Below are 20,265 nucleotides of genomic sequence, written 5' to 3'. Positions count from 1 at the left end.
TATTCTACCTTTTAGGAGTCCCGATTCGGCGACCCCATGGGTTTTGCATACTTGAAATAAACGGTCATTTATCGTGAATTTAAAGATAATATATAATATATCAATAATTTACATAATTAACATAAAGCAATAACAATTAATTTGTAATCTTATGAAGAAAAGATTCTATTACGGAGCGATGGCCACAGGCCTCGTCTTCACGGCTTGTTCATCGGAGGCATTGAACGAACCGGACAACCGTCCGGCAGAAGCCGATCAGACACTCTACGTGAAAATGGCAATTCACGGAGATGACCTCAACGGTACACGTGCCGGCGATACCAACGGAGCACCTGACGCAGAAGGTGACTTTGAAGCAGGTGTAGGTGCTGAATCAGAGATTAAAAATGCCTATTTCGTTTTCTATGACGCTGCAGGCAAACAGGTAGGAGACATTGTTCAGATCAATCTTGACAAAGCAACGACCGGTGTTGATGGCGCAACAGTTGAAAAATACTATGAAAGTGTTGTTCCTGTGAGCATCCGTAAGGGTGAACTTGACCCGGCACAAGTGGTCTGCTACATCAACCCGATTTCACCTGCTGAATTGCAGAATCCCCTCAGCGAGATAGAGACTGTGACTCGTGAAATGGCCGTTTCCGGCAGTGATAATAAGCTCTTCCCAATGAGCAACTCTGTTTACTATACTTCCACTGAAAATGGTACGAAACCTCAGATTGCAGTTCCTGTGGCTACAGACCAATTGTTTGACACCGAAAAGGAAGCTTTGGAAGCAACGAATAAGGCAATCGACGTTTATGTAGAGCGTTATGCTTCCAAACTTAAATTCACATCCAAAGATGCGGAGGCATACGAAACACATACAATGTTGAATGGAGAAGAGGTGCCTGTCTCTCTTTCATTTGTAGCAGAAAAGTGGGCTCTTAATGCAGAGTCTAAGAAGACATACGTGGTTAAATCATTCCGTAAGGAGTCAGCAGAAGGTATAATCCTCCCGGATGATTACACTTATAATGATCTTAATACTGCAATTAATGGGACGTTATCCACTGCAGACTCTTGGGTATGGAATAATGCTGATTATCATCGTTCATATTGGGGTATGTCTCCGGCTTATTTCACTGCTACATATCCTGAGGTGGCTGGTGATGTTAATGACAACTCGTTGCAGACTTATTATACCTACAATGATTTGACTAAGGAAAATAGTAAAGTTGGTTATCCAACTACTGATACAGATGCTAAATATTTCAAGGAGACAACTGTTGGTTTGAAGGCACTTGACTCAAAGAACCCGGCAGCTGCAATGCCTTCAGTTATACTCGTAGGTAAATACAAACTTTCTGTAAATGGTACTGAAGTTGAAGGTAATCCTGATTTCTATACTTATCTTAAAGGTAGTGATGGTAAACCTTTGGTTTATTTTGCTGCTAACGATGGTACTGCTGATAGCAAGGTTGCCGGTGGAGAAAGTATGTTGAAACGTTTCATTAATCAGGTAACAGTCTTATATAAACGAGTTAATTATGGAACAGAGGAAGCTCCGAAATACAGATATGTACGTCTTAACCCAACAGTTGCTGCTGATTTAGCTATGATGGTTGGTGCGCTTAAAATTGATCGTCCGACTGAGGCTGTTCTTAAAAATCCTACTACTACTGAGGGTTATGATGAAATTAAGCTTCCTGCTCGTCAGCAGACTCTTCAGTTCAATGGCATTAACAATACAACCGGTATCTATATTGCAAATGGCAATGGTTACAAGGAGATTGTGGCTGATGATGCTACTCCTACAGGAACTCAGATTACACTTACAGCCGCTAACCGTGTGCTGATGCAGCAGGTCGGTTTTGCTAATTTCTATAATACCGGTATGGCTTACTTCAATATCCCTGTTAAGCATTACGGCTGGTATCGTGCAGGAAACACTCAGAAGGAAATCACTGAGGGTGAGACTACCAAACCCAATACAACTACAATTGATTGGGGTAAGGTTCGCGTAGGTGACTTCGGCATGGTTCGTAACCACTCTTACAGCATTAACATCAGCTCTATCACTGGTCTTGCAACCGGTATCGCAGGTGTGGATGATCCTATCGTTCCGCCGGCTGAGACTAAGGATTACTATGTGGCTTACAAGGTGCGCATCCTGAAATGGGCTGTTGTTCCTGTGCAGAACGTAGATCTCTGATAAGGTAGTGTAAACACTTATATTCTGCCGGCTATGTCGGCAATCCCCCGGGTCTTTCGTGAGGCCTGATTCAGGACGGAGGGGGGTGATACCCCCTCCGTTCACTAAGGGTTCCGATTGATTGGAACTTCGGCTTAATGGAAAAAATAACAACACCATGCATATAGTGAACATAAAAAACAAATCTCTCATCCCCGCTTTACTTTTTGCAGGACTGATGACCACGGGATGCACCATGGTGACCGATGATCTCGACCCATGCCCCGCATTACTGCGTATTAAGTTTGAATATGACTACAATATCAAATGGGCTGATGCTTTCCGGCATGAGGTGAAATCCGTGAATGTCTGGGCATTCACTCCTGATGGCAGACTCGCATGGAATGGTGAGGCTTCCGGTGAGACGCTTGCCTCCAGCAGTTTTTATCTTGACACACCGCTGACAGAGGGTGAATATGACTTTGTGACATGGTGTGGGCTAAAGGATAACAACGGTTTTGACCTCGCCACCTACACGCCGACTACGAAGGAGGAATTGGAGGTGACGCTCCGCACCGTGGAGAAGGATGGCAGAAACGTTTCTGACATACGGCTTCCCGGTCTATATCATGGTTATGTATCGGATTTTGAATATGAGGTAGACCCCAATAACCCCACGGTGAAGACGGTTGTGTTCAGCCTTATGAAAGACACTAAGGATATCCGCGTCATGCTTCAGCATCTTGACGGCTCGCCGATTGAGAACCGTGATTTCTCCGTCAGCATAACATACGATGATGGGGAATATGCCTGGGACAACAGTCTGCTTCCGTCGCCTGTGATATCTTACGAACCGTGGGAAGTGCGCTACGGAGTAATCACCACACCCGATGATGAGCCGGGCGCGGGAAATGGGTCTCGTTCCTTGCTGACACGTGACGACGGCACTATCTCTTCCGTGGCGACACTGCTGTTTGATCTCTCGACAGGACGCCTTATGGCAGATGACGAGAATAAGGCAATCCTGACGATACATCGCAATTGGGATAACCGCGACATTGTGAGAATACCGCTCATCAATTATCTCCTTCTCGTCAAGGGGCATTATGGCGATATATCCGATCAGGAATATCTCGACCGACAGGATGATTATTCGATCGTATTTTTCATCGACAAGAACAGCAACTGGGCGTCTGCCGCAGGTATATTCATCAACAGTTGGGCGGTGGTTCCTCCACAGGATCTTCCGTTGTGACATATTATTTCAACCGACATAATCTATCAATGAAGTTTGCCTTATGAGGTTTTTGAAATATATATTCAGCATATTATTATTGGTGATTGCATTGCCGATTATAACATCGTGCTCGGCAGTCACCGATCATCCCGACCCCTGTCCTGCTGAGAATGATATCACGCTTAGTTTCACGATGCATACGACCGCCCGTATGTCAGATGGCAGTAGAGCCGACGGTGCAGGACATGAGGAGGTGGACAGCGAATATGAGGAATTTGAAGATGCGGTCAACGTAAATGACTTTATTTTCTTTATATTCGTAGGCGAAGGGGATGATGCAACGTTGCTTGTGAAAAATAAGGATATCGCATCATCGACAGATCCGACCACGATGATAACCGGTGCACCGGGTTCATACACCATCACCACAAAGATTGAGAAGCAACATCTGGAAACGGTATTGGGGCATCCGGCACGTCCTACGAGTGACGATGAAGTGAAATTCAGGTTCCTTATTTTTGCCAACTGCTATTCTCCGAAGGATGATGAGAACACTGTCGGTGGTGGACGCTTCACGAATTATGATGGGCTGAACATAGGAGTAACCACATATAAGGAGGTGATGGATGAAGCCATACAGTGGGGTTTCAACATGGATGAGATCTATAATGACAATGAAGGTGATTCACAGGTGTCCGGATTGTATAAGGGCTACATCCCAATGTTCGGTACAAACAATTTCACTACAACAGAGCGTGCGTTGTATGCGAGTCGTCCCGACGACAGAATCTATCTTGGAGAGATCGACCTTCTGCGTGCCCTCGCCAAGATAAGGGTAATCGATAATATTCCGGATGCCGATAAGGATGCTGACGGCTACCCTAAGATTAACAATGTGGTTATTGAAAGTTCTCAGAGTCATGCCCGTCAGCTCCCTTATGATGCGTTATCTTATATTAACGGGAATCAGGTGCACACTCCAAATATTTTTTCAGATATAGTGCCAGGCACTGACAATGTATATAGGTATAAACTTGGAGTCATTGAAGGGAAGGCTATCCCCGAAGTTGGGAACAAAACCGTCAGAATCGGATATATACCGGAACAGCGGATTGCTCATGTCAATGGAAATGTTAACGAAGGGATGCCTCAGTTTGTGATTGCTGTTGATACTAAACGCAATTCAGATGGAAGCGTGGAACAGGAAGTGTATCGAATTCCGATGACTGGCTACAAGGATGATTATATATTTGAATTTGGGAATAATATTCTTAGGAATCATATATATACATTGAGTGTGAATAGAGTGAAAGTAGGAGTTCCTGCAGATATAACTCTCTCGGTCGTTGATTGGGTACAGCAGTCATTGACACTTGATTACACAGAAAATGTGAATATATCCGACCGGATAAGCTGGCAGTCCGGGACGTATGAAAATGATAATACCGAAACCGGAGAGCTTGTCTTGTTGCCATGGCATGACAATAATGTAGTTGAGGCTATCTGTACGTTCGGAATCTCCACGCCTATAGGTGCGACATGGACGGCAAGTCTTCCGGTTATTGAGGGGACTCCCGATGCGTTTAAGTTTGTTGACGAGTCCGGTAATCTTGTTTCAACCATTTCCGGCACGGTGGATGGAAAGACCCTATCAAAATTAAGGATTGTCTCGACGGATCCTTCCCCCCGTGATACAAGCAAGGCGCGTCTGGTAGTAACGGTGTCGCTCGCTAATGGCAAATATATGGAGGCGCGGATATGTGATGCCGGAAAATCCTACAAGAATTACACTATTGTTCAGAACATGCAGTAAATGTAGCTTGGAATATGATTCTAAAATTTTTAAAATATATATCGGTTATTGCGGTGCTTCCGTTTATATGCGGATGTACAGACAATGTTGATGACCCTAATTCCGGGGATAATGCCGGAATCTTGACGATTACGTTGCGCAATTCTAATGCATCGCGTTCCACGGAATCGGATAACAGCGAGGTTCTTATTAAGAATGCGGTGATAGCGTTATATCCTGATGCGTATGGTGAGGATCAGCCGGCAGTGGCATTGCAGACCTTTGACGCGATTGATAAGTCAGGCAGTGCGACCGTGCAGATGAAACTTACAGATGATATGGTGCAGACGCTTTTCGGCGGGGCATCCGGAGCAAGATGTAAGTTATATGCAGTGGCAAATATCGACAATCTGGCGGATGTGGCAGCCAATGCGTCGATATCATCACTTAAATCAATCTCGGTGGGTTCATCTTTTGATATTATCAAGGTGCAGCCATCCTTTGCCATGAGTGGGTTGGGAGGAGTTACATATACTTTGTCGGGAGGAAATGGGACGGCTTCCGGCAGTGTTGACTTGATAAGGACGGCTGCAAAGATTTCGTTGAATGTGAAACTTCCGGAGTCTGTGGTGGATGCTGATGGTGCAGAATGGGTGCCGGCAATATCGTCAACCGGTGGTATGCGTGCATTCCTTGTGAATGGTGTGAAGCGAACAGATTTGGTTCCGTCTGATGGATATACTCCGCAGGATGATGATTACTTTATAATGTCGCTTGCGGATGCGGATGCGGTTCGTGGTCTTTCGAGTATAGGTGTTGGGGAATACTCTTACCGTATGGACGTTCCGCTTTATACATATCCTAATCACTGGACAGAAACACCGGAGGAAAAACACCGTACCTCCATGACTCTTGTTGTGCCTTGGCAGAAACGTGGTGAACAGAGATGGAACACGTTCTATTATCAGGTGCCCGTGACGGATCTTGTGGAGATTGTCTCGAATCATTCATATAGTGTCAATCTGAATGTCGGGATGTTGGGAAGTCTCTCTCCGGAAACACCGGAAGAGCTTGACGATTTGAGCTATCAGATTGTTGATTGGAACTCAGCCCCGATTGACGTGAATATCACGGACACACGTTATCTCGTAGTCAGTCCGAAAGAGATATCTGTCAATAATGAGGAGAATATGATAGTGCCGTTCTATACTTCTCATCCTGTAGAGATATCAAATGTTGAGTTGCAATATTCTCGATTCAATTATTATTCAGATGGTAATGGAACAGTGGTAGATTTCACGGTGACGAATGAAATGATCATCAAGTCAAATGAGAATAGCGGTTCTGATAAAAAACTTTGCACTTATAGTGTGGAGAAGGATGCTTTAGGAAACAATATCTTAAAAGTGATGCACCCACTGACAGTGTGGGAACCCTATAATAGCTCCGGTGGTGAGATATCTTTGACAGGACAGACAGTGGCTCCCTCAAATTTGGGGATCGATTATTACAAACCGTCGGATCCGGCAGAGAATGCATTCTCTCCCTATAAGATTATAGTGACCATACGGCATATTGATAAAAAAGAATTTACACAGACTATTACGATAACACAGTATCCGAGTATTTATATTGAACCGAAAAATAATCCCGGAGGCAGTTATAATACTGGATATAGTAGTCGGAACGTAGGATCATTCTGGAATCCTCGCTATGAGTACACGCCAACAACATCTCCCTATGGATTCGTTTATGTAAATCCGACATACAATACAGCTCCAACATCCGGCTCATCCGGTGGATTTGGATATTGGGATAATAGTTCGGATTTAGGAGATGTGCTTGGTCTTGCTGGAAATAATTCAAATCCGAATATGTATGTGATAAATGTGTCAATCCTTGGTGATAATGAGAATAAATATGTGATTGGAGATCCCAGATCTTTAAATATTAATAACAATTTAACCGGTACGGGATCTATAAATACTTCTGAGGATTTAAATAATACTTGGAGTGTGGATGCGGATGCTTTATATGAAAATTCTGCAAAAAGAAAATTGAGGTATTACTATCCTACAATAGAAAATGAATCAGATAATTATGCATACATGATTGCACCCAAAATTCGTGTGGCATCATCATACGGAAAAACATATACTATAAATCGGACTAATTGCCGAAGAAGAGCTGCGTCTTATCAAGAGCAAGGATGTCCTGCTGGCAGATGGAGATTGCCGACGCTTGGTGAATTCATGTTCATAACCCAATTATCGGCAGAAGGAAAGATTCCAGCTTTATTTAATTTATCTACGTCTAATAGCAGTAGTTACTATATGACTGCTCAAGGAGCATATAAAGTTGAAAATAAGAATGGAAAGGCTGTGGTTACAAAACAGACAAGTAATAGTAATACTTTGATACGTGCAGTGTATGACGAATGGTATTGGGAACAACAGTCGGCATATCAATTGCAGCGGAATGCTTCGGGTGGTTATGATTTCACTTGGGGTGATGTGCCGCGTGATGCAACCCGTAGCGCGATGTTGATTAATTCTTATAAAAGCAAGATGACAAAATGATGGAGATATTAAGATATTTATGGATTGTCGGACTGTCGCTCGCTTTATGTGCGTGTTCATCCGATGGCATGCCTGTTCAGGAGCTCCCTTCCGATGAGTCGGGGGAGTATGTTAGTGTGGATTTGTCGGTCAACATACCGGACTTGATGTCAGCCCCGACGCGTGGCATAATCGGTGATAAACCGGGATCAGGTCTCAAATTGACATTGCTCGAGTTCTCGAAGGGTACGGATGGCGCCAATTCTTTTCTCACGAATATATATAAGGCGGAAACCTCATCCGCGACGAATGTCGACAACGGAGGATTGTTGAATTTCAAGGTTACTTTGATGAAAACAAGTGAGCCGAGGGTGCTCCATCTTTTGGTGGCTGAAGATTTTGTCAATTGTGACTATGGCTCAGAGGCAAATCTTCTCCCCCGTCTCACTGTCGGAGGATCGGGTTATCAGAGTGAGGCATACTGGGGTAAAGTGATATTTGACAATGGTTATGCCACAGCAGCGGATATGGATGGTAATGCAACGTTGTTACCGGAGGTGGAGAAAAAGTTGACCGGGGTACCGGTAATAAGGAATTTCTCACGGGTGACAGTCCGGGAGAGTCTTGATAATTTTGAGCTTTACGGCTTTGTTATTGTGAATGTACCTACATCGGGCACGATTGTGCCTTGGAATCAGAGTGACCTTTCTACCCCGAATCTTCTTGGTGGGGCGGATGGCAAGTCAATGCTCTCTTATCCCGAGATAGGAGATTCTTATTCGGGATATACGCCAGCTACTGCTGCGTTTGACAATCAAGAGAGTGAGGTGAAGTCTTGGACGGATGGTAATGTTACGACATCCCCGTTCACACAGGCTGATAAATATATATACGAGCATCCGTTTGAATCCGGTAGGCACACGTATGTCATTATAAAAGGCGTTTACAACCGATCCGGTACACCTACATATTATAAGATAGATTTGGGTTATAACGATGAGAATTATTCGTTCCACTATTATAATCTTATCCGCAACATATCCTATAATGTATCAATCAACGGGGTGTCGGCAGCCGGTGCTGCGACGGTGGCTGAGGCGATAGATGGTGTTTCATATAACAATATATCTGCCGATGTCAAGACGGGTTCGATGTTGAACGTTTCGGATGGTCAGAATATGCTTATCGTCAGCAACACGAATAACGTTTTTGTAAAGAGTTCAGATACATTCCGCTTGACGTATCAATACATAATGGATGTCACCGGAGCCAATAGTGTCGATAATTCCAAGGTCAGAGCTGTGGGACTCGCGGAGGGTGATGTAATAAAGAGCTTCAGTGAGACGGAAGAGGGTGAGTTTAAGGTGATAACGATCACTCCCAATGAGCCGACTGCCGTGACAAAGATTCAATCGTTCAAAATTGTTGACGGCAACGGATTGGAACGCACGATTTCGCTTGTGTTGCGTGTGCCATGGGATTTTTCTGATTATATCTTTCAGGAGGGAAAGAATAATGAGCCACAAGGATCGGATTCTCAGAATATAAGCAGTAGTGCGGGAGATGCCTTTACGTTCTATTTCAATCTTCCTGACGGCATACCTGAATCTGTATTCCCTCTTCAGTTTAAGATAGAGGCGAATCCCCAATGTATAGAGAATAATCCGATCGGTACTTTGGCGGTAAGTACAGGCGAATCCCTCTTTACCCCGGGAACTCCGGCAATCTCCTATATAAAGACTGTATCGTGGCAGGAATACCTTTATAAATATGGAGCTGGTGATGGGAATGATGTTGATGTGAATGTTTCAAATCCGAATCACACGGTGCGTTGTCGTTTCCGTACCATATCAACCGGAACCGGAATTGTAAATGTTGCGGTTTACAATCCATATTTTAATATGGGTAACACTTCATTCACCCGACGCTAACGATGTAATGGATGGCTATGAGGCTGTCCGGTTAAGATAATCAATAAGTTGTAGAAAATTGCTGTGAAGCAATGTGAACTTGTAAGCAAATAAGTCATCGCGCCGTTGTGAAATGACCGTGAATGGCGTTCGAAGCCTACCTTAATTAGATTCACACCTTATTAAGAATCTTCGAATCAAGGGAGGATGCATAGTAGATGTGCATCCTCTTTTTTGTACGAATAAATTATGGCACGAAGAAATAAAAGAAAAGAAAGAAATTATTTGATTAAAAATTCTTTAAATAAAAAATGCATTAAGAAAAAACTGTACGAATAAAATATGGCATGAAGAAATCAAAGAAAAGAAAGAAATTATTTGATTAAAAAAATTCTTTAAATAAAAATGCATTAAGAAAAAACTGTACGAATAAATTATGGCACGAAGAAATCAAAGAAAAGAAAGAAATTATTTAAATAATAAAATTTCTTTAAATTCTTTTGTTTCTTCGTGTTAAATGCTACAACAGAAATTCTTTTGTATTTTGTCTTAATTTTATTTGGTTATTTATTTTATTTGTAGTTCTTTTGTGATAAAATATTAATTGATAGATTTATGTGCGGTCATAAATTGACATACATCATACGTGGAGCCATATATGAAGTGCATAAGATGCTTGGATGTGGTTTGCTGGAGGAATGTTATCATCAAGCTTTGGTGAGAGAACTTCAATTGCGGGGTTTGAAAGTCAAGAGTAAGGTGAAGGTGCCCGTAGTGTATAAGGGAATGGAAATTAAGAACGCTTATGTTCTTGACATCCTTGTGGAAGATAAGGTTATTATTGAATTGAAAAGCGTAGAAGAGTTGACGAATTTACATTACAAACAACTCATTAATTATCTTCATCTCAAAAATCTTTATATTGGTTATATTGTCAATTTTAATTCAATCTATCTCATTGAAAACAAAGATCTCAAACGAATATTTAATAACGAGGCTACTGATAAATCAGATCTTTAAAAATTTCTTGCGAATTAATAATAATCGCATGAATAAAATATGGCACGAAGAAATAAAAGAAAAGAAGGAAATTATTTTGTTTTAATTCTTTAAAAATTAATAAATTTCTTTCTTTTCTTTGATTTCTTCGTGCTATATGTTACGATGGATTTCGTTGTGGGGTCAGATCTTGACGTGGATCATGACGGGGAAGTGGTCGGAGGGGGTGCGCGCTACGTAGCGTTGCAACTCAATCTCCTTGGGTGCGTCGGTGGCGGAAACGGATTCGGTCTGCTCCGGCGTGCGGTAGGTGTCGGTCAGGACACCGTATTTGGTCACTTCTACGTCAGGGGTCACGAAGATGTGGTCGATGCGGCTTTCGGTGAAGTTGTCGGTGGAGTAGTCGTTAAACGTGCCGTTGGGCGCGTAACGGAATGCTGCCGTTTCGTAGGAGTCGGCAAGCGTGCCGCCGTCGGTGATCGTGAAGTAAGAGTCGTTGGTCTGGTCAACGTTGAAGTCGCCCGTGACGAATGCCTGACATCCGGCTCCGATCTCCCCGATTTTCTGCTTCACGAGTTTCGCACTCTCCACGCGTGCCTGCGTGCCGATGTGATCCATGTGGAGGTTGAAGAAGATAAACTCCTTGCCGGAGGGCTTGTGGATGAACTTACCCCATGAGCAGATGCGGGGGCAGGCTGCATCCCAGCCGAGTCCCGGCTTGTCGGGAGTCTCCGACAACCAGAAGTCACCTTTGTCGACGAGCGAGAATATGTCGGTATTGTAGAATATGGCGGAATGTTCGCCGGCATCCTTACCGTCCTCGCGTCCGATGCCGATATAGTCGTAGCCGGGAAGATCACGTTTCAGGTCTTCAAGCTGCGACTTGAAACCCTCCTGGGTGCCGAATATATCGAATCCGTGGAACTTGATGAGGGATGCGACCACGGGGTGACGGCGGTCCCAGCCATTGCCCGCTGCGGAGTCGCCACGGTTGAGCTGACGCAGATTGTAGGTTGCCACGTTAAATTCGGCTGTCGATTCCGCCTTCTTTGAACAAGCTCCTAAGGTCAGCGACAGCAGGAGCAGAAAAATCAGTTTTTTCATCAGATTGAGTTTAGAAGATCTATTTTGCCTTCGTTGACGAGTTTAAGGATAAGCTCGCCGAAGAGTGTGTTCTGCCAGGCAAACCAGGGGCGGGTGAAGTTGGCGGCATCATCCTTATGGAATGACTCATGAACGAAGCCCAGACCCGCCTCGGTGTCCATCACCATCTTCACGCAGTTGATGATCTCGGTGTCGTCGGTGCTTGTGAACGCTTTCATCATGATGCTCATGGGCCACACCATGTCGTAGCCCACGTGCGGACCACCGATGCCTTCGCCAGCCACCCCCTTGAAGAAGTAGGGGTTGCTGTCGCTCCATACGAAACGGCGAGTATTCTGATATACCTTGTCGTTGACGTCAACGTCGCTCAGATAGGGGAGTGAGAGGAGGCTGGGTGCGTTGGAGTCGTCCATCAGGAAATGGTTGCCGAACCCGTCAACCTCGAAGGCATAGATCTCTCCAAATTCGGGGTGATTGTAGGTGGCATGTTTCTTCAGTGCGAGTTCCACCTCCTTGGCCAGACTGTCGCAGCGGTCAGCGAGATCCTTACGATGGTTTACGGTGTTGAGAATCTCTGAAGCCTTGTGCAGGATAGACACGGCAAAGAAGTTGGACGGAATGAGGAACTGAAGGGTGGTGGCATCATCTGAAGGGCGGAAGCTCGACACGATCAGACCGCATGGCTTCACGGGGGTGCCCATGCCGTCGTTGCTCAGGGTGTCGAACGCACGGTCGGTCTTTCGGCGGAACGAGTATTTACCGCGAGAGTCGCGGCGTTGCTGGTCGGTGAATGTGGCAAGGATATTCTCGATAGCCTCAATCCATTCCTCATCGAAAATGGATGCATCGCCGGTCACTTTCCAATATTCGTAGGCGAGACGCACCGGATAGCAGAGAGAGTCGATCTCCCATTTCCTTTCGTGCACTTCGGGGCGCATGTCGGTGAAGTCGGACATCCATTCTCCTCCGGTCGGTCCGTCGTTGAAGGCGTTGGCATACGGGTCGATGTTGATACATTTGAACTGGCGGCGTATCGTGCCCTCCACCATTGCCTTCAGGGCAGGGTCGGAGTTTGCGAGCTGCACGTAGGGCCACACCTGAGCACCGGAATCGCGGAGCCACATCGCGTGTATGTCGCCGGTATATACGAAAGTGTCGTTCTTGCCGTCGTCGCCCACGCGGAAGTGTACGGTGGTGTCGATGGTGTTGGGGAAACAGTTCTCAAACATCCACGCCAGCTTCTTATTGGTGAGCATGGATTTCACGCGCTTTATCTCTTTCTCCACCGCCTCGGAATGGAACAGACGTTCAGATTTTGCCGGACGGCAGCATTTATAGTCGCCCTTACTGGAGTTGGTCTTCACATTGTCAGGCACGCAGACACCGCTTCCGGCTGCATGAGCCGGAAAAGCCATTGATGACAGGAAGAGTCCTGCTATCGGAAAAAAATACTTATTCATAATGTTGTCAGATAGTTTTTTGCATTTTGATGCAAAATTAAAATAAGTATCTGTATAATATGTCGCTGTCAGTGACATTGCTGTTGCGAGGTCGGAAAATGCAAAAGTGTATACAGATTTGTCATTCTCCGGCACAGCATGAAGCCTATTCCGAAAGGGAGTAGTCTTTCTGCGTGTTGGCAGTGCGGTAATCCTTTGGAGTCATCGAGAAGCGTTTGTCAAACTCCTTGTAGAAATGCGAGCGATTGGTGAAGCCGCTCCGGTAGATGATTTCCTGCACGGTGAGCGACGTAGTCAGCAGCAGCTTTGCGGCATAGCTGATACGTTGGCTCTTGATGAAGTCGTTGGGGGGCACCTGTCCGAGATCCTTGAATTTGCGGTAAAGGTTGCGCACGCTTATCTTCATGTGGTTTGCCAGATGGTCGGGGGAGAGCGAGCTGTCGTCGATATGCATCTCGATGAAGGCGGATATGGAGTCGATGAAATCCTTGTCCTCCTTATGTATGAGCTGCCCCTTGTTGTATTCAAACACGCTTGCCGACGAATTGTAATACTCCTTGAGGTAATTCCTGTTTTCGAGGAGACGTTTTGCCACAGCCTTCAGATATGATATGCTGAACGGCTTGCCGATATATGCGTCGGCACCGGATTCGATACCCTCGACTTTCTCGTCGGTGCTGTTCTTTGCAGAGAGGAGCACGAGCGGGATGTGCATCGTGTGGCGGTTCTGTTTGATCTGTCGGGTAAGGTCCATGCCGTTGGTGCCGGGCATCATTATATCGGATATTATCAGGTCGGGCGCGGATTCCTTGATGATGTTCAGACCCTCTTCCGCATTCTCGGCGGTGATTACGTTATAGTCGGAAAGCGAGTCGGCAAGAAGCGTCAGAATCTCGGTGTTGTCATCGATCACGAGGATAGTGTCTTTCCCATCGGCGTCAGGCTTTTTCGTGGCGATTATATCTGATGTTGTTTCAGTCTCGGGTGCCACGGTCGGGATATTCTCCTTCTCCGGATTCTTCTCCGTGTCGTTGCTGCTGTTTGTCTCCAGATATGGGAGAGTCACCACAAACTCGGCGAAGCTCCCCACTTCGCTGTTGATCTCTATCGAGCCACGCAGCATGTCGACCATGCTGTGGCATATCGCCATGCCGAGACCGTTGCGGTGAGACAGACCTTTGACGGCGTTCTCCTCCACGTTGTCGAGCACGCTGTAGCGGTTGAATATCCTCTCCTTATCCTCCTCGCGAATACCTTTGCCGGTGTTGTAGACGCTGATGGTCAGTTTATTGTCTGCCATTCTCATGCTGACTTTTATGGTGCCACCCGGTGATGTATATTTGAAGGCGTTGGATATGAGGTTGGTGATTACCTTGCGCAGGCATCCGAAATCGCTGTTCCATAGCATATCTGCAGGGAAATCCTTCACGAAGGTGATGTTGTTGCGGTCAGAGAGTTCGGAGAAAGAGGTCATTATGTCGGAACACAGGCGGGAAATGTCGGTCTCGCGAATCTTGAGGGTCTTGTGTCCGGTCTCTGTCCTGCGGAAGTCAATAAGCTCCTGGATGAGATTGTTAAGACGCTCGGTGTTCATCCGGATAAGATTGATGTATTTCTTCACGTAGTCGTCCGCACCGGGATACGTCAGCACACGTTCGCACGGACCGTAGATGAGGGTCAGCGGAGTGCAGAACTCGTGGGTTATGTTGGTGAAGAAGCGAAGTTTCTCCTCATACAGTTCCTCCTTGTGGGTCTGTTCGAGTCGGGACATAGCCTCCTCCTGACGCTCACGCTGCCGACGCAGATACATGCGTGCGGCGTAGAATAGAGCACTGATTATAATCAGCAGATAGAATCCTTTAGCCAGATCAGACAGATACCATGGCGGGATTACCATTATGTTGAGCGAATAGGGTTCACTCTCCACTCCGGATGCCCGGTTGAGGTATCTCACCTTCAGACTGAAATTGCCGTAGCTCATCTGGTTGAATGAGATGGTGGGGTTGCTGCCGTTGTTGATCCAGTCATGCCCGTCGATCGAGTAATAGTAGGTATAGTTCTCGCCGTTGATGAAGTCGGGCACTGCAAAGGTGAGGGAGAAATGGTTCTGGTCATGATTGAATCGGAGATATCCGATATTCTTCTTCTGCTCGAAATGCTGCGACAGGGGGACGTCAATGCCCGAGATGCTTATTGAGAGGAGGTGAAGGGAGGTGGTGAACGGCTTGTGGTTTAGGAATCTCTTGTTGCGGCTTACGGTTGCTATGCCATTTATTCCTCCGAATATAAGGGTGTTGGGCGTGGAGAAACTGGCACCATCGCTGAACTCTGAGATGGTTATGCCATAGTTTCTGCCGTATTTCAGAGTCTCATCGTTTTCCGGATTATAGCGTATTAGACCGTCGTTGGTGGAGATCCAGATCTTACCATCATTGTCGCGTATCATCTTGTGGATGGTGTTGTTGGTGAATCCATACTGCGGACCGAAGAAATGTTTCTCCCCGTCTTTATCCATCTTGAGCAGACCGTTTCCGGTGCCGAGCCAAAGTATTGAATCGCTCTTTATCGCGTCAAACACGTCGTAGATTGCATTGGTGGAGTATTTCCCACGCAGCGGAATAGAGCAGAGGGAATCGTTCTTCAGATGATACATCCCTCGCCCGCGGTTGCAGAAGAGCAGGTCGCCTTTCTCGTCGATAGTGATTGAGAAGAATTGGTTTGATGAGAACTCTCCGTTGTCGAGAGAGTAGATCTTTATGTCGGAGAGCGTCGGGTGATCGCTGTTGCCGGATATCCGGGCCTTTATGATGCCGTTGCCCAAGGTACACATCCATAGTGTTGAGTCGTTTGACTCCACCACGCCGTGCATGAATTTGATCTCCTTGCCGAGGTCAGCCTTGTGTATGCGGTTATCGGCATAGTTGTAGTAGTTAAGACCGTTTTCCGTGGCAATCCATAATATCGGGCGTTTGCTTTTCCCGAATGCGAATACCGAATTATGGTGCAGGTCGCTGTTGAATGATGTGTATAGCGTGCTTTCAGAGAAATTCTGATAGCTCCTTGAGTCGTCGAAACCCTCCACTCTCAATATGCCGTCGCCTTTAGTGCCGAGCCAGATGTTGGATTTGTCGTCGACGAATATGGATCTCACGGGATTCGATATTTTGTTGCCGAATGTGTTGAAATCGAATGAACGGACGTTGTAAAGATCGTCCCAGATTGTGTATACTCCGCGGCAGTCGGATCCGATCCATACCACGTTCTGGTCTTTTGATTTCTCCAGACAGAAGACACCGACGGGTATCTTGAGATTGGTTGCCTGAAATTCATATTTGTCGTTTTTCGAGATCCTGATCGCACCCTCCGTGCTGAAAGAGATGTAGTAGTTACCCTGATTGTTTCTAATTATGTGGGAGATGTGTCCGCGTTGTGCGATATACTGTGAGAGATCGGTTATTCTGCTGAGATTCCCTTCCGGAGAGATCTCAAAGAGGATTCCCTTGTCGTCGACTATAAACATTTCGTCATGATTGGTCTGGGCGAAATTTATCGGGATGTCGATATGCCGGCTTGTTTTCCCGATTTTGAGGGCTTCCCCCTTGGAATTGTGTTCGATCGGGAGATAGTATATGCCGTCGGAAGCGAAGATGAGGAGATTGTTGCCACAGATTCTGATGCTTTTTGTCTTATTGAACGGTATGGCGGACTGTCCGCCGATTAAGAAGTCTCCGTCAGCCTTACGTCTGTGGAGATGTATCTTGGAGTCTTCGGTCATGATGAAGAGAGTCCCGTCGTCGTCGATTGCCATAAGCTCCTGTCCTCCGAACCGGCTATAGGTGGTGATGGTGCGGCTTTCGGTATCCACAAGGTTAAGACCGTGGTTGGTCAGCACCCACATTATGTTGTTGTCGCCGTTTACGATAGTCTCGATCACGTTGCCGGATAGTGTCTGTCCCGGGAATAGTTGTGAAAAGGGGTATATCGAAGTGCCGTCTGAGATGTTCACTCCGTCGCAGGTGCCGATCCAGAGGAAACCGTTGTCGTCACGACACATTGAGAGGATGGCACTGTTGGATAACCCTTCGATATTGGAAGATTGCCTCATATTGTATGCCGCGGAGGGTAGACACGATAGAAGCAATATTAGAAAGAAGATTAATATGTTGCGATTTTTCATGATAGGATTAGTCCTGATCCGGACAATTAGTTTTGATGATTAAGAATTATTTAATCGGAAACAAAGTTAATAATAGTTTTGAAAATATACAAATTATCATTAAAGGATGGATTGCTGTAATGACAGCGGGGGAGATAATGTCAATGATGACAATATTAACGATTGGAACAATATTGTCATCATTGACATTATTGACAAAAGGGGGATAAGCGATGATTATCTATGGGCGGAGAGTGAGTAGGGCTTCTCTTCGGGACGATGATTGCCGCTGCTGCAAGGGGAAGTGGATTCATAATTTAGAATTTAAATCTTTTGAATCTATATGTGAAGAATGGTGAATAAAAATTTTTATCCCTTGAAGAATCTTTCAGAGTCCTTGAGGAATTTTTCAGAGTCCTTGAAGAATCTTTCGGAATACGTGAAGAAAAACTTCTGATTTTTGGAGAACATATTGTGAAGATATTCAAGCATTTTTAAAATGTGCTGAAGAATTCTTAATGCAGTGTGAGGAAAAATCAAGAAGCCATGAAGAAAAATCAATCACTCTTGAAGAATCATGAAGAAAATCGTCAGAGACTTGAAGAATGTTGAAGAAATTCTTCAGAGGCTTTAATAATGGTGAATGCACGCTTCTGACATTTTGAAGAGATGCCGGAGAATGAATTTATGCAAAATTACATCAAAATAATGATATGCAATGCGTCTGTTTGGCGTGTCGGTGTGAAAGTTTGTATGAATGACAGACAAATGTGTCCATATCTTGGCATTTGAGTCTGCGAGTCATGTTTTGGCGAGGATAATGACAAGGAAAAAATATAAAGGATATAAATTTGTAAAGTAAATTTAAGTTTAACAATATTGATAACAGTATGAGCATGAAACGTAAATTGTCAAGGTTTTTTGTAAGCCTTGCATTGGGAGTGATGTCGCTTACGGCATCGGCTTCCGTACCCCGTGAAGAGTATCCGCGTCCGCAGTTCGAGCGCACGGATTGGGTTAACCTTAATGGAGACTGGACCTACGAGTTTGACTTCGGTAAGTCAGGCATGGATCGTCGTCTCTATAAGTCAGAGGGATTCAAGGATAAGATAACGGTGCCGTTCTGTCCGGAAAGCCGTCTGTCGGGAGTTGCGTATGTGGATTTCATCCCGGCAATGTGGTATCACCGCAAGATACAGATCCCTTCCGAATGGCAGGGGCGCGATGTGATGCTGAACTTCGGTGGCGTGGATTATTTCAGTGCAGTATATATTGACGGTCAACTTGTGGGTCGTCATTGGGGCGGCAGTGACTCTTTCGGTCATGATATAACGAAATTTGTTTCCGACGGCAAGGTGCATGACCTTGTTGTGAGAGTGGAGGATGACGTTAGAAGTGGCGACCAGGCAAAGGGTAAGCAGTCGGGCAATTTTTATTCACAGGGTTGCGATTATACGCGCACCACAGGAATCTGGCAGACAGTATGGATGGAGCCGGTGGATCATGCCGGACTCTCTTCTGCATATATCGTTCCGGATCTTGACCATAAGAGATTCGTGATAGAGCCTTCATTCCGTAATCTGGAGAATGGTCAGAAAGTTGAGGCAGTTGTGCGCGATGGTGGAAAGGTGGTGTCACGTGCTACTGAGAAGGCTTCGCGCCAGGTGAAGCTGGAGCTCCCGATAAAGAATGTGAAGACATGGTCGCCGGAATCTCCGTTCCTCTATGACGTGGAACTGACCGTATATGACGCTGATGGTAAGGCAATCGACAAGGTTTCCTCATACAGCGGTATGCGCAAGATACATTGGGAGGGTGATCGCCTCTATCTCAACAACGAGCCTTATTTCCTTCGCCTTGTGCTTGACCAGGGTTTCTATCCCGAAGGTATCTGGACGGCACCGGACGACGCATCGCTGAAATGCGACATAGAGATGAGTATGGCGGCTGGCTTCAACGGCGCACGTCTGCATCAGAAGGTGTTTGAGGAGAGATTCCATTATTGGGCTGACAAACTCGGTTATCTGACTTGGGGTGAGACTGCAAGCTGGGGTGCGAATACCAATAAGATAGAGGCTGCACGCAATTTCATTCCGGAATGGGAGAGTATCGTGATTCGCGACAGGAATCATCCGTCGATAGTGGCATGGACCCCGTTCAATGAGACTTGGGAGCGTCCCGGAGACTCAGAGCAGGCAAAGCAGCATGACCGTTTTGTGAAGGATGTATACACACTCACGAGCCATCTTGATTATCGTCCGATAAATGATACGAGCGGTAATTTCCATGTTATCACTGACTTGTGGACTGTTCACAATTATGAGCAGAATCCGGATAAATTGGCAGAGTATTTCGTGATAAAGGATGGACGCTATCCTCAACTTGACCCGAATAAGGAGATTTCTTACGGAGGTCAGCCATTCTTCATCGACGAATATGGTGGCATCAAATGGGTTGACGGTGCACAGTTTGCCGATAATTCTTGGGGTTATGGTGACTCTCCGCGTACAAAGGAGGAGTTTTATGACCGTCTTGAACGCCTGACCGACGTGATTCTTGCGGTGCCTTATATGTCGGGTTATTGCTACACGCAGCTCACTGATGTGGAGCAGGAGCAGAATGGTATCTATAACTATGACCGCACGAAGAAATTCGATATGGATCGTATAAAGAAGATTTTCAGCAAGGTCCCGAAAGGGTTCAAGTAAAACCCGGTAATCGTGTGGATGTAGGTTATGCCGCAAAAAAAATATCAGATTTAATGGATTGCGACACAATAATCTCTACAAATCCTCCGTTTACTAAAATAGATGTTATCATTGACTGAAGTTTCGCAAGCTGCACTTCAGTGGTTTAAAGTTTATAGTTTAAGGTTTAAG

11 protein-coding genes are annotated in these 20,265 nt (G+C 45.6%); 8 read left to right on the top strand and 3 right to left on the bottom strand.

What is annotated here, in order from left to right; all coding sequences use genetic code 11:
• The first annotated feature begins 151 nt into the window (after window positions 1-151).
• The 6 genes from E5331_RS08425 to E5331_RS08400 all read left to right on the top strand — a co-directional run bounded on the left by E5331_RS08425 (window position 152) and on the right by E5331_RS08400 (window position 10,687).
• Window positions 152-2,191, top strand: a complete 2,040-nt coding sequence (locus E5331_RS08425; RefSeq protein WP_135986141.1) for a fimbria major subunit — start codon at window positions 152-154, stop codon at window positions 2,189-2,191.
• A gap of 157 nt (window positions 2,192-2,348) precedes the next feature.
• Entirely contained in the window at window positions 2,349-3,425 is a 1,077-nt protein-coding gene (locus tag E5331_RS08420; protein ID WP_123482163.1) for a FimB/Mfa2 family fimbrial subunit, read from the top strand.
• 43 nt (window positions 3,426-3,468) lie between these two features.
• Window positions 3,469-5,220 (top strand): hypothetical protein, encoded by a 1,752-nt coding sequence (locus E5331_RS08415; RefSeq protein ID WP_123482164.1) that lies wholly within the window; start codon window positions 3,469-3,471, stop codon window positions 5,218-5,220.
• 14 nt (window positions 5,221-5,234) lie between these two features.
• Entirely contained in the window at window positions 5,235-7,778 is a 2,544-nt protein-coding gene (gene fimD / locus E5331_RS08410; protein WP_123482165.1) for a fimbrial tip adhesin FimD, read from the top strand.
• Window positions 7,775-9,688, top strand: coding sequence for a hypothetical protein (locus E5331_RS08405; protein ID WP_135986139.1), 1,914 nt, complete (start codon window positions 7,775-7,777; stop codon window positions 9,686-9,688). Before fimD ends, E5331_RS08405 begins: the two co-directional genes overlap by 4 nt.
• 594 nt (window positions 9,689-10,282) lie before the next feature.
• The gene (locus E5331_RS08400) at window positions 10,283-10,687 is read left to right on the top strand and encodes a GxxExxY protein (protein ID WP_123482167.1); all 405 of its coding nucleotides are present in this window, start codon (window positions 10,283-10,285) and stop codon (window positions 10,685-10,687) included.
• A gap of 162 nt (window positions 10,688-10,849) precedes the next feature.
• Here E5331_RS08400 and E5331_RS08395 read toward each other — a convergent pair whose 3' ends face one another.
• The 3 genes from E5331_RS08395 to E5331_RS08385 form a co-directional block, all read right to left on the bottom strand.
• Window positions 10,850-11,770 carry an endonuclease/exonuclease/phosphatase family protein gene (locus E5331_RS08395; RefSeq protein WP_123482168.1) on the bottom strand — a complete coding sequence of 307 codons (921 nt, stop codon included), beginning with the start codon at window positions 11,768-11,770 and terminating at the stop codon, window positions 10,850-10,852.
• Window positions 11,770-13,185: a glycoside hydrolase family 125 protein gene (locus E5331_RS08390; RefSeq protein WP_275441146.1), complete on the bottom strand. Its 1,416-nt coding sequence runs from the start codon at window positions 13,183-13,185 to the stop codon at window positions 11,770-11,772. Before E5331_RS08390 ends, E5331_RS08395 begins: the two co-directional genes overlap by 1 nt.
• A 190-nt stretch (window positions 13,186-13,375) precedes the next feature.
• Entirely contained in the window at window positions 13,376-17,335 is a 3,960-nt protein-coding gene (locus tag E5331_RS08385; RefSeq protein ID WP_168355182.1) for a hybrid sensor histidine kinase/response regulator transcription factor, read from the bottom strand.
• Window positions 17,336-17,513: 178 nt separating this feature from the next.
• On the opposite strand from E5331_RS08385, the gene E5331_RS20665 reads away from it, so the two are divergent.
• On the top strand, window positions 17,514-17,648 hold the full coding sequence (locus tag E5331_RS20665; RefSeq protein WP_275441141.1) for a hypothetical protein: 135 nt from the start codon (window positions 17,514-17,516) through the stop codon (window positions 17,646-17,648).
• 634 nt (window positions 17,649-18,282) lie between these two features.
• Window positions 18,283-20,094 carry a glycoside hydrolase family 2 protein gene (locus tag E5331_RS08380; RefSeq protein WP_135986136.1) on the top strand — a complete coding sequence of 604 codons (1,812 nt, stop codon included), beginning with the start codon at window positions 18,283-18,285 and terminating at the stop codon, window positions 20,092-20,094.
• Window positions 20,095-20,265 lie beyond the last annotated feature (171 nt).

This window comes from Lepagella muris, from assembly GCF_004793975.1.
Lineage (GTDB): Bacteria > Bacteroidota > Bacteroidia > Bacteroidales > Muribaculaceae > Lepagella > Lepagella muris.
Note: the sequence above shows the minus strand (reverse complement) of the source record. Positions and strands in the feature narration are given on the sequence as shown.